This window comes from Agromyces salentinus (assembly GCF_009749395.1).
Classification (GTDB): domain Bacteria; phylum Actinomycetota; class Actinomycetes; order Actinomycetales; family Microbacteriaceae; genus Agromyces; species Agromyces salentinus.
The window spans coordinates 1-14,544 of record NZ_WBIR01000010.1; the positions used below are offsets into that span (position 1 = coordinate 1).

The 14,544-nt window shown below is 70.7% G+C and carries 13 protein-coding genes; 10 read left to right on the forward strand and 3 right to left on the reverse strand.

Translation table 11 applies throughout. The features are described 5' to 3' along the window. Nucleotides 1–178 precede the first annotated feature (178 nt). From GQQ95_RS11170 to GQQ95_RS11205, 8 genes are all read left to right on the forward strand, one after another. Nucleotides 179–1,090, forward strand: coding sequence for an ABC transporter ATP-binding protein (locus GQQ95_RS11170; RefSeq protein WP_157427753.1), 912 nt, complete (start codon nt 179–181; stop codon nt 1,088–1,090). After that, complete coding sequence (locus tag GQQ95_RS11175) at nt 1,087–1,941, forward strand: ABC transporter permease (RefSeq protein ID WP_157427754.1); 855 nt, start codon at nt 1,087–1,089, stop codon at nt 1,939–1,941. The genes GQQ95_RS11170 and GQQ95_RS11175 overlap by 4 nt, the downstream gene beginning before the upstream one ends. A 10-nt stretch (nt 1,942–1,951) precedes the next feature. Further along, nucleotides 1,952–3,268, forward strand: a complete 1,317-nt coding sequence (locus tag GQQ95_RS11180; protein WP_157427755.1) for a sensor histidine kinase — start codon at nt 1,952–1,954, stop codon at nt 3,266–3,268. Then, nucleotides 3,265–3,951 (forward strand): response regulator transcription factor, encoded by a 687-nt coding sequence (locus GQQ95_RS11185; protein WP_157427756.1) that lies wholly within the window; start codon nt 3,265–3,267, stop codon nt 3,949–3,951. Before GQQ95_RS11180 ends, GQQ95_RS11185 begins: the two co-directional genes overlap by 4 nt. 49 nt (nt 3,952–4,000) lie before the next feature. Further along, a complete protein-coding gene (gene pepN / locus GQQ95_RS11190; protein WP_157427757.1) occupies nt 4,001–6,574 on the forward strand; it encodes an aminopeptidase N in 2,574 nt (857 codons plus the stop codon). An 87-nt stretch (nt 6,575–6,661) separates the two neighbouring features. Next, nucleotides 6,662–7,759 (forward strand): mechanosensitive ion channel family protein, encoded by a 1,098-nt coding sequence (locus tag GQQ95_RS11195; protein ID WP_157427758.1) that lies wholly within the window; start codon nt 6,662–6,664, stop codon nt 7,757–7,759. A gap of 77 nt (nt 7,760–7,836) precedes the next feature. Beyond that, nucleotides 7,837–8,250, forward strand: a complete 414-nt coding sequence (locus tag GQQ95_RS11200) for a globin (RefSeq protein WP_157427865.1) — start codon at nt 7,837–7,839, stop codon at nt 8,248–8,250. Nucleotides 8,251–8,297: 47 nt separating this feature from the next. Beyond that, entirely contained in the window at nt 8,298–9,974 is a 1,677-nt protein-coding gene (locus GQQ95_RS11205; RefSeq protein ID WP_157427759.1) for an FAD-binding dehydrogenase, read from the forward strand. An 84-nt stretch (nt 9,975–10,058) separates the two neighbouring features. On the opposite strand, the gene GQQ95_RS11210 is transcribed toward GQQ95_RS11205, so the two are convergent. Beyond that, nucleotides 10,059–10,739, reverse strand: a complete 681-nt coding sequence (locus tag GQQ95_RS11210) for a DUF8185 domain-containing protein (protein WP_157427760.1) — start codon at nt 10,737–10,739, stop codon at nt 10,059–10,061. Nucleotides 10,740–10,831: 92 nt separating this feature from the next. On the opposite strand from GQQ95_RS11210, the gene GQQ95_RS11215 reads away from it, so the two are divergent. Further along, nucleotides 10,832–11,719: an acyl-CoA thioesterase gene (locus GQQ95_RS11215; protein WP_157427761.1), complete on the forward strand. Its 888-nt coding sequence runs from the start codon at nt 10,832–10,834 to the stop codon at nt 11,717–11,719. Between the two features lie 95 nt (nt 11,720–11,814). Continuing rightward, a complete protein-coding gene (locus GQQ95_RS11220) occupies nt 11,815–12,309 on the forward strand; it encodes a QcrA and Rieske domain-containing protein (RefSeq protein WP_157427762.1) in 495 nt (164 codons plus the stop codon). Nucleotides 12,310–12,381: 72 nt separating this feature from the next. Here the strand turns inward: GQQ95_RS11220 and GQQ95_RS11225 are convergent, their stop codons facing one another. After that, on the reverse strand, nt 12,382–12,858 hold the full coding sequence (locus GQQ95_RS11225) for an acyl-CoA thioesterase (protein WP_157427763.1): 477 nt from the start codon (nt 12,856–12,858) through the stop codon (nt 12,382–12,384). A 2-nt stretch (nt 12,859–12,860) separates the two neighbouring features. Next, entirely contained in the window at nt 12,861–14,543 is a 1,683-nt protein-coding gene (gene ettA, locus GQQ95_RS11230) for an energy-dependent translational throttle protein EttA (protein ID WP_157427764.1), read from the reverse strand. Nucleotide 14,544 lies beyond the last annotated feature (1 nt).

The window sequence follows — 14,544 nt, forward strand, 5'->3', positions numbered from 1 at the left end:
GTCGTCGTGCGGCTCGCGGGCGTCGATCGTGCGCGGGGCGCGCCGGCGCGCGACGCGCAGCAGGGCTAGCACCGTCGTCGAGCGCGGGTCGGCGTGGTACCCAGGTACCACGCCGACCCGCCCTCGACCATTCGCACGGCGGATGTCCCCCGAGCCGCCGGTGCGTAGCGTTGCAGGCATGATCACGGCAGAAGGGCTCGTCAAGCGCTATGGCGCGAAGACCGCCGTCAACGACATCAGTTTCACCGTCCGCCCGGGGCAGGTCACGGGCTTCCTCGGGCCGAACGGCGCGGGCAAGTCCACCACGATGCGCATGATCGTGGGGCTCGACCGCCCGACCGAAGGACGCGTGAGCGTCAACGGCAGGCCGTACGCCGAGCACCGGGCTCCCCTGCACGAGGTCGGGGCCCTCCTCGATGCGAAGGCCGTGCACACCGGCCGCAGCGCCTACAACCACCTCCTCGCGATGGCTGCCACGCACGGCATCGGCGCGAGCCGGGTCCGCGAGGTGATCGAGCTCACCGGGCTCGAGTCCGTCGCCCGCAAGCGCGTGGGCGGCTTCTCGCTCGGCATGGGCCAGCGGCTCGGCATCGCCGCGGCCATGCTCGGCGACCCGGCGACGCTCATCCTCGACGAGCCCGTCAACGGCCTCGACCCCGAGGGCGTGCTGTGGGTGCGCCAGTTCGTGCGGCACCTCGCGTCCGAGGGACGGACGATCTTCCTCTCCTCGCACCTGATGAGCGAGATGGCCCTCACCGCCGACCACCTCATCGTGCTCGGACGAGGCGAGATCATCGCCGACGCCCCGGTCGCCGACATCATCGCGGGCGGGACGCGCACCCGCGTCCTGGTCAAGTCGCCGCAGGCGTCCCAACTCGCAGACCTCCTCGCCGCCCCCGAGGTCGCGGTGATCCGCTCCGAAGCGGGCACGCTCGAGGTCACCGGCCTCGCCGCGGCCGGCATCGGCGACCTCGCGGCCACGCACGGGCTCGCCATCCACGAACTCACCCCGCTCAGCGCGTCGTTGGAGGAGGCCTACATGGCGCTCACCGCCGACGCCGTCGAATACCGCACGGAGGCCGTCCGATGACCACGATCACCCAGCCCACGACGCATCCGTCCCAGCGTGCGCGTGCGACCACGCTGACCTTCGGCGGCGTCCTCCGCTCCGAGTGGATCAAGCTCAGGAGCCTCCGCTCGACGACCTGGTCGTACGTCATCGTCATCGCGATCTCGCTCGGGATGGCGTTCATCATGTCGTTGAGCATGGCGAGCGGCATGAACGGCGGAGGCGACGCCGGCCGCGCTCCGGCCGATCAGCAGGCGCAATTGGTGCTGCAGGCCTCGGTGTTCGGCGTCTACTTCGGCCAACTCGTGGCCGGCGTGCTCGGCGTGCTCGTCATCAGCGGCGAGTACACGACCGGCATGATCCGCTCGACCCTCACGGCCGTGCCCAAGCGCCTCCCCGCGCTCGCGGCGAAGGGCGTCGTGCTCTTCGCCGCGACGTTCGTCGTCGGCCTCGTCGCCAACCTCCTCGCCTTCGTGGTCTCATCCGTGGTCTTCGCGGACACGGGCGTCTCGGCGAGCCTGGCCGAACCGGCGGTGTTCCTCCCGCTGCTCGGCGGCGCGCTCTACCTCGCCCTCGTCGCCGTCTTCGCCCTCGGGGTCGGCACGATGCTCCGAAGCAGCGCCGGCGGCATCGCCGCGGTGCTCGGACTCCTCCTCCTGCTGCCGACGGTCATCGCGATGATCCCGGCCGAGTGGGCAGCGGACCTCATCCCGTACCTCCTCCCGAGCGCGGGCATGAACATGTTCACGTCGACCACCGCGGGCCCCTCCGGCGACGCGCTCGGCGTCTGGCTCAACCTGTTCATCGTGCTCGGCTGGGTCGCGGCATCCGTCGTCGGGGCAGCCGTGCTCCTGAAGCGGCGCGACGCGTAGAGTCCAGTCCATGACGGAAGCACCACTCTCCCCCGGCCACCCGCGTGCGGCGGCCGGGGGAGAACTGCGTCTGCCGAAGCCGCCGGGCGTCGTCCGGCAGTTCTGGGCACGGCATCCGTGGCTCACCGACTCGCTGATCACCGCCGTCTACCTCGTGCCGACCCTCGTCGGGACGGCGACCACCGAGACCACGGCGACTCCCCTGCAGCCCTGGATCCTCGTCGCGCAGCCGGCTGCCATCCTCGCGGCCGCGGCGGCGATCCTGCTGTTCCGGCGACGCCGGCCATGGATACTGCTCCTCGTGGCCTGGCTCACCTGCCTGGTCGCCGCCCCGTTCGGCCCGGCGGACGTGGTTCCCACCCTGTTCGGGCTCTACGCGCTCGCCGTGTACCGGTCCACGCGCTCCGCCTGGGTCGGGTTCGCGGGCTCGGTGATCGTGGCGACGCTCGCCTCCTACCTCGCCGTGTGGGCCGGCGACGACACGGTCTCCCCGTTCGGCGCCGACGCCCCGGCCTCGGCGACGCAGTTCACCGTGCTCCTGCTCATCGGGACGCTCATCGGCGTGACGGTCGGCAATCGGCGGCGCTACCTCGATGCGCTCATCGCACGAGCCCACGACCTCGCGCGCGAACGGGACCAGCAGGCGCGGCTCGCGACGGCGCTCGAACGCTCCCGCATCGCCCGGGAGATGCACGACATCGTGTCCCACAGCCTCACCGTGATGGTGACCCTCGCCGACGGATCGTCGGCGACCGCGAGCCGCGACCCGGAACGCGCCTCCGAGGCGATGCGCCACGTCGCCGAGACGGGCCGCTCGGCGCTCGCCGACATGCGCCGGATGCTCGGGGTGCTCGCCGAACCGGGCACCGGCGACGACGACCTGGCGCCGCAGCCCGACGCCGCCGCGATCCCCGCCCTCGTCGACCGGTTCCGCGCCGCCGGGCTGCCTGCGCGACTGACGACCGTCGGAGCGCCGGTCGAGGACCCCAACCTGCAGTTGACGATCTACCGCATCGTGCAGGAGGGCCTGACGAACGCGCTCCGGCATGCGGCCGCGGCGCACGCGGTCGAGGTCACGGTCGAGCATGCCGAGGGCCTGGTACGGGTCGACGTCGTCGACGACGCGCCGACCCCGATGGGCCGACAGAGCCCCGGCGGCGGCCACGGCCTCGTGGGCATGCGCGAACGCGTCGCCCTGTACGGCGGTACCCTCGAGGCGGGACCGGGCGCCGTGCGAGGCTGGCACCTCAGGGCCGTCCTGCGTTCCGCGGACGCCGCCGACGCCGCCGGATCGACGGCACCCTCCGACGCCGAGGAGGCGACATGAGCCCCGACCGCGCTCCGATCCGAGTGGCCATCGCCGACGACCAGTCGCTGGTCCGCACCGGCCTCCGCATGGTGCTCGAGGCGGAGCCCGACCTGGAGGTCGTCGGCGAGGCGGCCGATGGAGGAGCGGCCGCCGAGCTGGTCGACTCGCACGAGGTCGACGTGATCCTGATGGACGTCCGGATGCCGGGCGTCGACGGCATCGCCGCGACCGAGGCCATCGTGCGCGGCGGGCGCCCGACGCGGGTGCTCGTGCTGACGACCTTCGACCTCGACGAGTACGCCTTCGCGGCGATCCGCGCGGGGGCGAGCGGATTCCTGCTCAAGGATTCGCGCCCCGCCGACCTGGTCGGCGCGATCCGCACGGTGCACGCCGGCGAGGCCGCCCTCGCACCGCGGGTGATCCGTCGCATGATCGAGTTGTTCGGGCGCGAACTGCCCCGTGCCGGCGACGACGCCCCGCCCGGCCTGTCCGACCTCACGGCCCGCGAGCGGGAGGTCCTGATCGCCGTCGCAGAGGGCGGCAGCAACGCGGAGATCGCGGCACGGTTCTTCCTGTCCGAGTCCACGGTCAAGACGCACGTCGGCAGGGTGCTCCTGAAGCTGGACGCCCGCGACCGCGTGCAACTGGTGATCTACGCCTACCAGCACGGCCTGCTCCCCTCCGCCGGCGGCGCGCACTGAGTCAGTAGGCTGGGCTGGCCCGTCCACGACCCTCCGGAGGCCCCCGCCCATGCCCGCTGCCGATCTGACCCGCATCGAAGCCGAGGAACGCGCGGCGATCGTCGCCGACGTGTCGTACGAGGTCGAGCTCGACCTGACGGGCGACGGCTCCACGTTCGCCTCCACCACGGTGGTGCGGTTCCGTGCGACCGAGGGCGCCGCGACCTTCATCGAGGCGACCACCGTCGACGTGCACGAGGTCACCCTCAACGGCCGGGCCATCGACCCGACCGCGGCATCCGACGGCGGCCGCATCCGACTCGACGACCTGGCGGCCGAGAACGAGCTGCGCATCGTGAGCACCTGCGCGTACACGAACACCGGCGAGGGCCTCCACCGGTTCGTCGACCCGGTCGACGACGCCGTGTACCTCTACACGGAGTTCGCGGTCGCCGAGGCCAACCGCGTCTACGCCGTCTTCGACCAGCCCGACCTCAAGGCCTCCGTGCGGTTCACGATCACCGCGCCCGCCGAGTGGGTCGTGCTGAGCAACGCGCCCACGCCCGAGGCGGTCCCCACGGGCGACGGCGCGGATGCCGCGGTGTGGGCGTTCGAGACCGGCCCGGTGATCTCGAGCTACATCGTCGCGATCGTGGCCGGCGCCTACGCGCACTGGCACGGCTCGGCCACGAGCACCGACGGCCGGGAGATCCCCCTCGGGGTCTTCACCCGGGCCTCGCTCGCGGAGCACGCCGAACCCGACGTCATGTTCGACACGGTGCAGGCGGGTCTCGAGTTCTACGAGCGGGCCTTCGGCGTGCCCTACCCGTTCGGCAAGTACGACCAGATCTTCGTCCCCGAGTACAACTGGGGCGCCATGGAGAACGTCGGCGCGGTCACCTTCAACGAGAACTACCTCTTCCGTTCGCGGGTCTCCGATGCCCGGCGCGAGCAGCGGGCCATCGTCGTGCTGCACGAACTGTCGCACATGTGGTTCGGCGACTCGGTCACGATGCGCTGGTGGAACGACCTCTGGCTCAACGAGTCGTTCGCGACGTGGGCCTCGACGCTCGCGACCTCGCAGGTGACCGAGTTCACGGGAGTCTGGGCCACCTTCGCGAGCGACGAGAAGACGTACGCCGCCGAGCAGGACCAGCTTCCCTCGACCCATCCGATCGTGGCGCCGATCGAATCGCTCGGCGACGTCGAGGTCAACTTCGACGCGATCACCTACGACAAGGGCGCCTCCGTGCTCAAGCAGCTCGTCGCGTGGGTCGGGCTCGAGGCGTTCCAGCGCGGCGTCGGCGCGTACCTCACCGCCAACGCCGGCGGCAACGCGACGCTCCGAGACCTCCTCGACGAGCTCGAACGTGCGAGCGGACGAGAACTCACCGAGTGGTCGGCGCTCTGGCTCGAGACCGCAGGCGTGAACACGCTCCGCGCCGTCATCGAGGCGGATGCCGCGGGCACGATCACGCGGGCCGCGATCGAGCAGACCGCGGCAGCGGCGCACCCGACCCTCCGCCCCCACCGGGTCGCCCTCGGCTGCTACGCGAGCGACGCGGACGGCGCGCTCGTCCGCACGCACCGCATCGAGATCGACGTCGACGGCGCCTCGACCGAGGTGCCCGAGCTCGTCGGCCTCCCCCGACCCGAGTTGCTGCTCGTGAACGACGACGACCTCACCTATGCGAAGGTCCGCCTCGACGATGTGTCGTACGCGACCGCCCTCGAGCGCCTCGCGGACCTCGCCGACCCGGTGTCCCGTGCGGTGGTCCTCGGCTCCGCGTGGGACGCCGTGCGCGATGCCGAGTTGCCGGCAAGAGCCTTCGTGCGCCTCGTACTCGGCAGCATCGGGCGCGAGACGCAGTCCTCGGCACGTGGCCTCGCGCTGACGCGGCTCGAGACGGCGCTGGGGCGGTACCTCGCCGATGAGCACCGGGAGCGCGTCGCCGCCGAGGCGGGAGACGGCGTCTGGGCGCTCGCCGAACTCGCCGACGCCGGTTCCGACGCGCAGCTGCAGTTCGTGAAGGCGTTCACGCAGCTGGCCAGCTCGCAGGCTCACGCCGACGTGCTCGGGAGCCTCCTCGACGGGTCGATCCGCCTCGACGGCCTCGAGATCGACCTCGACCTTCGATGGGAGCTCGTCATCGCCCGGGCCGCCCTGCTCGCGGCATCCGACGACGAGATCGACGGGGAGATCGCAGCGGCGCTCGCCCTCGACGACACCGCGAAGGGGCACCGGCTCGCCGAGACCGCCCGCGCCGCGCGGCCCGACCAGGCCGTGAAGGACGCTGCATGGCACCGGGTCGCGACCGATGCGGGGCTCTCCAACGACGTCGCGCGCGCCATCGCCGACGGATGGCGTCGCACCTCCGACCCGACGCTGCTCGCCTCGACCGTCGACGACTACTTCGACGTGCTGCAGGACGTCTGGGCCGAACGGAGCTTCACGATGGCCTCGCTCATCGTGAAGCGGCTGTTCCCCGCACCACTCGTCACGAGCGAGGTCGCCGATTCCGCACGAACCTGGCTCGCGGCGAACCCGTCGCCCGCGCCGCTGCACCGCCTCGTGTCGGAGCAGCTCGACGAACTCGAGCGGGCGCTGCGCGCGCGTCGCTGCGATGCGGAGTCGCTCGGCTGACTCCCACGCGGCCCTCAGTAGACTCGCTTCGATGTTCGACCAGACACCGACCCGACCCCGAACCGACCTGCGAGCGGAGGCGACCCAGTGACCGACCTCTGGACGAATCTCATCGTGTGGTGGAACGACACCTGGCCCGTGTTCCTCGGCACGCTGATCCAGGTCTTCGTGATCGTCGTCGGGGCGCTAATCGTGCGCTGGGTGCTGCTGAGCGTCATCGATCGCGTCGTCGACCAGATCGTCTCGGGGGTCAAGCGCAAGCAGGACGTCACCGACACCCAGGCCCTGCAGGCGTCGCCCCTGGCAGCCGTCCGCGTCGTGCAACGTACCCGGACGCTCGGGTCCGTGTTCCGCAACGTCATCAACGTGACCCTGTTCATCATCACGACGCTGCTCGTGGTGAACGCGATCAACTCCGACGTGCTCGGCTCCTTCGCCCTGCTGTCGGCCGCGATCGGCGCGGGGCTCGGCTTCGGCGCCCAGAACATCGTCAAGGATGCCCTGAACGGCATCTTCATGGTGATCGAGGACCAGCTGGGCGTGGGCGACGTCGTCGACCTCGGGCCCGCGACGGGCATCGTCGAGGAGGTGCAGATCCGCATCACCAAGGTCCGCGACGTGAACGGCACGCTCTGGTTCGTGCGCAACGGCGAGATCCTGCGCGTCGGCAACATGTCGCAGGGCTGGGCCCGCGTCATCGTCGACCTCGCCGTGCCCTACGAGGCCGACGTCGAAGCGGTCGAGGCCGAGCTGCTGAAGACGGCCGGCGAGCTCGCGCACTCCACGAAGTGGCGTTCGCGGGTGCTCGAGCGTCCCGAGATCTGGGGCCTCGAGTCGATCTCCGACGATGCCGTCGTGCTCCGTGTCGTCATGAAGGTCCGCACATCGTCGAAGGACGACGTGGCACGCGAACTCCGCATGCGGCTCAAGCGCACGGTCGACGAGATGGGCCTGAAGCTCCCGAGCCTCGCATCGGTGGTGCTCACCGGGTTCGACGGCGCCACCCGGGTCAAGGGTGCCAAGCCGCCGAAGACCGCCTCCAACGCCGTGCTCGCGAATGAGGGCGCGAAGGCCGCGACGGCGAAGGCGAAGGTTAAGCGCACCCTCCGTCCGAAGGCCTCCTCCCCCATCTCTCCGTCCGAACCGCCTCGAACCGACCCGCCGACCTCCGGAGACCGCACGTGACCGATGAGACCCCTGCCGCGGCATCCGCGGAGCCGACCACGCCCGTGATCCCGATCGCGGCCGTGCCGCCGGCATCCGTGCCCCTCCGCGGCAGCGAGCACGGCTCCGCCCTCGGCGCCTCGTTCTACGAGACCGTCGGCGGGCGTCCGACCTTCGAGCGCCTCGTGCACGAGTTCTACCGGGGCGTCGCCACCGACCCCGTCCTGAAGCCCATGTACCCCGAGGAGGATCTCGGGCCGGCCGAGGAACGGCTCCTGCTCTTCCTGGAGCAGTACTGGGGCGGGCCGGGAACGTACAGCGAGCAGCGCGGGCACCCAAGGCTGCGCATGCGGCACGCCGGCTTCAAGGTCAACCCCGATGCGCGCGACCGCTGGCTGGCGCACATGCGCACGGCGGTCGACGCGCTCGAGCTGCCGCCGCTCGCCGAGGAGACCCTGTGGGACTATCTTCAACGTGCGGCGTTCGCGATGGTGAACACCTTCGAGGACTGACCCGGACCTCGAGATCCAGCCGCACCCGTGAGACGAAGGAGTCCCCTGTGCCCGCAACCCCCGACGCGCACGCCCGTCCCGCCGCGATCATCGTCGGGGCCGGCCTGTCCGGTCTCGTCGCCGCCGCCGAACTCGTGGACGCCGGCAAGCGCGTCCTGATCCTCGATCAGGAGCCCCCGGCGAGCCTCGGCGGGCAGGCGCACTGGTCGTTCGGCGGGCTGTTCCTCATCGACTCGCCCGAGCAGCGCCGCATGGGCGTCAAGGACTCGCTCGACCTGGCCAGGCAGGACTGGGACGGCACCGCGGGGTTCGACCGCGACGAGGACGAATGGGGCCGGCGCTGGGCCGAGGCCTACCTCGACTTCGCCGCCGGCGAGAAGCGGGCCTGGCTGCACCAGAAGGGCGTCCGCTTCTTCCCGATCGTCGGATGGGCCGAACGCGGCGGGTACAACGCCATCGGGCACGGCAACTCGGTGCCGCGATTCCACATCACCTGGGGCACCGGTCCGGGCGTGCTCGCGCCGTTCATCGCGCGCGTCAAGGCGGGCGAGGCCGCCGGCCTCGTCGAGTTCCGGCACCGCCACCGCGTGGATGAGCTGATCGTCGAGGGCGGCGCGGTCGTGGGCGCCCGCGGGTCGGTGCTCGCCCCCGACACCGCCGGGCGCGGCGAATCCAGCAACCGCGACGCCATCGGCGACTTCGAGGTGCGTGCGCCGGCCGTCGTCGTGGCCTCGGGCGGCATCGGCGGCAACCACGAACTCGTGCGCGAGTTCTGGCCCGAACGGCTCGGCACGCCGCCCGAGCACATGCTCTCGGGGGTCCCGGCGCACGTCGACGGCCGCATGCTGCCGATCTCGGAGCGGGCGGGCGCGCGGCTCGTGAACGGCGACCGCATGTGGCACTACACCGAGGGCATCACCAACTGGGACCCGGTGTGGCCCATGCACGGCATCCGGATCCTCCCCGGCCCGTCCTCGCTCTGGTTCGATGCCGAGGGGCGTCGGATGCCGGTACCGCTGTTCCCCGGATTCGATACGCTCGGCACGCTCGAGCACATCCAGAAGACCGGGTACGAGCACACGTGGTTCGTGCTGACCCAGAAGATCATCGAGAAGGAGTTTGCCCTGTCCGGGAGCGAGCAGAACCCCGACCTCACCGGCAAGGACGTGAGGCTCCTCGCCGAGCGGCTCGGCTCGGGCGCGACCGGTCCCGTCGAGGCGTTCAAGGAGCACGGCGTCGACTTCGTCGTCGCCGACACCCTCGACGAGCTGCTCTCGGGCATGCGCGCACTCTCCACCGAGGTCGAGCTCGACACGGAGAACGTCGAGCGGGAGATCCTCGCGCGCGACCGGGAGGTCGCGAACGAGTTCTCGAAGGACCTCCAGCTGACCGCGGTCCGCGGCGCCCGCAAGTACCGCGGCGACAAGCTCATCCGCGTCGCGACCCCGCACCGCATCCTCGACCCGAAGGCGGGGCCGCTCATCGCGGTGAAGCTGCACATCCTCACCCGTAAGAGCCTCGGTGGCATCCAGACCGACCTCGACGCGCGCGCCCTCGCCGCGGACGGCACGCCGGTGTCGGGCCTGTACGCCGTCGGCGAGGCCGCCGGGTTCGGCGGCGGCGGGGTGCACGGCTACCGCGCGCTCGAGGGCACGTTCCTCGGCGGATGCCTCTTCACCGGGCGAACCGCGGGGCGGGCGATCGCGCGCACGTCGACGGAGTAGTCCGCTGGGGTTCCGGGCGCGTCCGGTGTCAGGCCTCGAGCGTCAGGCCTCGAGCGTCAGGCCTCGAGCGTCAGGCCTTGAGCGTCAGGCCTTGAGCGTCCAGGGCTTGCGTCGCACGAGCACGTGGCCACGGCGGGAGCTCAGGCGCGTCCACGGCCCGGTCTCGAACAGGCGGACCGGGTCCTCGCCCAGGAACCCGAGGCTGAACGCCGCGAAGGCCGCGCCCGTGGGGATGTACTCGACGCCCTCGACGCCGCGGCCCCAGACCTCGGACCGCACGCGCTGGACGAGCTGCTCCCCCGTGCCGGCCGGAATGGCCTCGGCCACTTCGTCGATGCCGGCCCGAGCGGCGGCCTCGAGCGTCGCGGCATCCGTCTCGCCCAGCGGGCGCCATCCGCCCCGTGGCGGCGAGATGCCCGCCCAGGTCACGGTGTTGACCTCCGGCGGACGGGACATCGACACCGGGCGTGACTCGTCGTCCTCGCCGAGCTCGCCACGGGCACGGACGATGCGTTCGACGAGCGAGCGCATCGGCACGACGGAATCGAAGTCGTCGGTGTCCTCGAGGGCGAACGTGCGGAGGCCCAGGACGGTCGGCGACTCGTCGAGGATGCCGCGCGGGTACAGGATCGCCGTATACACGGCAAGGATGCCCGAGCCGGCGATGAGTCGTACCGACCCGTCTTCGACCCGGCCCGCGCGTTGCAGGTAGGTGTGCAGATCGCCGAGCGAGAGGCTGTCGGCAAGCGTGATTTGAGAGACCATCTGCTGTCTAAACTACCAATTGCGCGGCCGCGTGCGGTTCGACCGCGCTCATCGGTCGCCGCGGCCTGTCCCCGACCGACATCGGAGTGAACATGAACGGACCCATCGACGGCCTGTTGAGCACGCTACGGCTCACCGACACCGGCGCGCGAACCAGCGAGGACATCTTCACCGGCCCGTCGCAGTGGATGCCGCTCGGGCGCGTCTTCGGCGGCCAGGTGCTCGCGCAGTCGCTCATCGCCGCGATGCACACCGTCGACGAGGACCGCATCCTCCACTCGATGCACGGCTACTTCCTGCGACCGGGCGACGTCGATCATCCGATCACGTTCTCGGTCGACCGCCTCCATGACGGCCGGTCCTTCTCCACGCGTCGTACACACGCATACCAGAAGGGCGAACCGATCCTCTCGCTCATCGCCTCGTTCCAGACCGAGGACGAGGGCGTGGAGCACCAGCTCGATATGCCGAGCGACCTGCCGGACCCCGAGTCGTTGCCGTCGACCGCCGACCTCATCGGCCACCTCGACCACGCGATGGCGCAGTTCTGGGCGAACGCCCGTGCATTCGACGTGCGCCACATCCCCTCGCCCATCTACCTCAGCGTCGAAGGAGACCGGGTGCCGCGGCAGGCCGTGTGGATGCGCGCGGTCGGGCGCCTGCCCGACGACCCCAAGCAGCACCGCGCCGCGCTCGCCTACGCGAGCGACTACTCGATCCTGGAGCCGGTCCTGCGCGCACACGGGGTTCCGTGGGCGACTCGCGGGCTTCGCGTCGCAAGCCTCGACCACGCCATGTGGTGGCACCGCGACGCGAGGGTCGACGAATGGCTCCTCTACGTGCAGGAGTCACCCGCCTCGCAGGGGGGCCGAGGCCTCTCCATCGGTCGCATCTACACGCGCGACGGCCTGCTCGTGGCGAGCGTCGCCCAGGAGGGCATGATCCGCGTTCCCGCGCCGTCACCGGGCGCGCCCGCCTGACGGCCTCGGCGCACTGGCGCCGACCCGCACTCTCGTTCGAGAATGGCGCAACGGCGCAGGTGCGTCCGTCCCTCGAGCGGAGAGTGGGCAGGATCATGGCGGATGTCGCAGAACCCAGCAGGCGCGCAGTACTCGCCCTCGGTTCGACCGGCCTCGTGAGCGGTGCGCTGGTCCTCGCAGGCTGCGCACCGGCCGGGGAGGCGCCGAGCGGCTCGGGCCCCGCATCCACGCCGCCGGAAGGGGAGCCGACACTGGAGAACCCGAGCGAGTCGAACGCCGCCGACGAGCCGCCCACCGGGGAGGACGTCGCTGCGCTCGCCGACGTGCCGGTCGGCGGGAGCATCGCCGCGACGATCGCCGGCGCGTCCGCCTTGGTCGCCCAACCGACGGCGGGGCAGGTGGTCGCCTTCAGCGCCATCTGCACGCATCAGGGATGCACGGTCGCGGCGGCCGGCGGCGAGTTGGACTGCCCGTGCCACGGCTCGAAGTTCGATTCGGCGACCGGCGCGGTGATCAACGGCCCTGCGCAGGAACCGTTGCGCGCCATTCCGGTGTCGATCTCGGGCGACCGCATCGTGGCCGCGTCCTGACCACGAGGGTCGACGACAGGGGTCCTGCACTACCCGCGGGGCGTGCCGTCGGCCCAGGCCGTCGTGGTGCCGTCAACGGCGCCGAAAGCTCAACGGCTCCTCGAGGTAGGGCGTCCACGCCTCGCGCTCGACGTCGGTGATGCGCCTAGGCCGACCGGAGGCGGCGTCGACGAGCACGATCGTCGTCGACGCGCGGGTGTGGAGTTCGCGGGGCAGGACGCCCTCGGGCGAGTACACCTCGTACGACACCTCGATGCTGGCGCCTCCGAGATGCCCGATCCAGAGCTCGACGTCCAGCGGCTGGCGCCGATACGGGATCGGCGCCAGGTACTCGACCTCCTGGCGCGCGATGAGCGTCAGCGTGCTCGACCCCGGGGTGGCGTCGATGACCGCAGTGGTGGCGCCCACCGCGTGCTCGGGGGTGTCCTCGTTCATCCAGAACGCCTGGATGCGAGCCTCTTCGAGCAGGCTCAGCATCCGGGCGTTGTTGACGTGCCCGTACGCGTCGAGGTCGGACCATCGCAGCGGCGTCGGGACGTGGAGGCGCATGCCTAGTCCCTGGTGAGCTTGCGGTACGCCGACCGATGCGGCTTCGCGGCGTCGGGTCCGAGCCGCTCGACCTTGTTCGCCTCGTACGACTCGAAGTTGCCCTCGAACCAGTGCCAGTAGGACGGGTTCTCCTCGGTGCCCTCGTAGGCGAGGATGTGCGTCGCGATGCGGTCGAGGAACCAGCGGTCGTGGGTGATGACCACGGCGCAGCCAGGGAACTCGAGCAAGGCGTTCTCGAGGCTCGACAGGGTCTCGACGTCGAGGTCGTTCGTCGGTTCGTCCAGGAGCAGGAGGTTTCCGCCCTGCTTGAGGGTCAGGGCCAGATTGAGTCGGTTGCGCTCTCCACCCGAGAGGATGCCGGCCCGCTTCTGCTGGTCGGGACCCTTGAAGCCGAACGTCGAGACGTAGGCGCGGCTCGGCACCTCGGTCTTGCCGACCTGGATGTAGTCGAGGCCGTCGGACACGACCTCCCAGAGCGACTTGTTGGGGTCGATGCCGCCACGCGACTGGTCGACGTAGGAGATCTTGACGGTCTCGCCGATCTTGACGTCGCCGCCGTCGCGCGGCTCGAGGCCGACGATCGTCTTGAACAGCGTGGTCTTGCCGACGCCGTTCGGGCCGATGATGCCCACGATGCCGTTGCGCGGCAGGGTGAAGCTGAGGCCCTCGATGAGCGTTCGGTCGCCGAAGCCCTTCTTGAGGTTCTTCACCTCGAGCACGATGTCGCCGAGGCGAGGGCCGGCCGGGATCTGGATCTCCTCGAAGTCGAGCTTGCGCGTGCGCTCGGCCTCGGTCGCCATCTCCTCGTAGCGCGCAAGACGGGCCTTGGACTTCGCCTGGCGGCCCTTCGCGTTGGAGCGGACCCAGTCGAGCTCCTCGGCGAGGCGCTTGGCGAGCTTCGCGTCCTTCTTGCCCTGGACGGTCAAACGCTCCTGCTTCTTCTCGAGGTACGTCGAGTAGTTGCCCTCGTAGGGGTAGAGGCGACCACGGTCGACCTCGCAGATCCATTCCGCGACGTGGTCGAGGAAGTACCGGTCGTGGGTGACCGCGAGCACCGCGCCGGGGTACTTGGCGAGATGCTGCTCGAGCCACAGCACGCTCTCGGCGTCGAGGTGGTTGGTGGGCTCGTCGAGCAGGAGGAGATCGGGCTTCTGCAGCAGGAGCTTGCAGAGGGCGACACGTCGCTTCTCACCGCCGGACAGTACGGAGACCTGCTCATCGCCCGGCGGACAGCGCAGTGCGTCCATCGCCTGCTCGAGCTGCGAGTCGAGGTCCCACGCGTCGGCCGCGTCGATGGCCTCCTGCAGGGTGCCCATCTCGGCGAGCAGCGCGTCGAAGTCCGCGTCGGGCTCCGCCATCGCGAGCGAGATCTCGTTGAACCGGTCGAGCTTGGCCTTGATGGGGCCGACGCCCTCCTGGACGTTCTCCAGCACCGTCTTGCTCTCGTCGAGCACGGGCTCCTGCATCAGGATGCCGACCGAATAGCCGGGGGTGAGCTTCGCCTCGCCGTTGGACGGCTGGTCGAGCCCGGCCATGATCTTCAGGATCGTGGATTTTCCGGCCCCGTTCGGGCCCACGACGCCGATCTTGGCTCCTGGGAGGAACGCCATCGTGACGTCGTCGAGAATGACCTTGTCGCCGACCGCTTTGCGGGCGCGCACCATCGAGTAAATGTAATCCGCCATG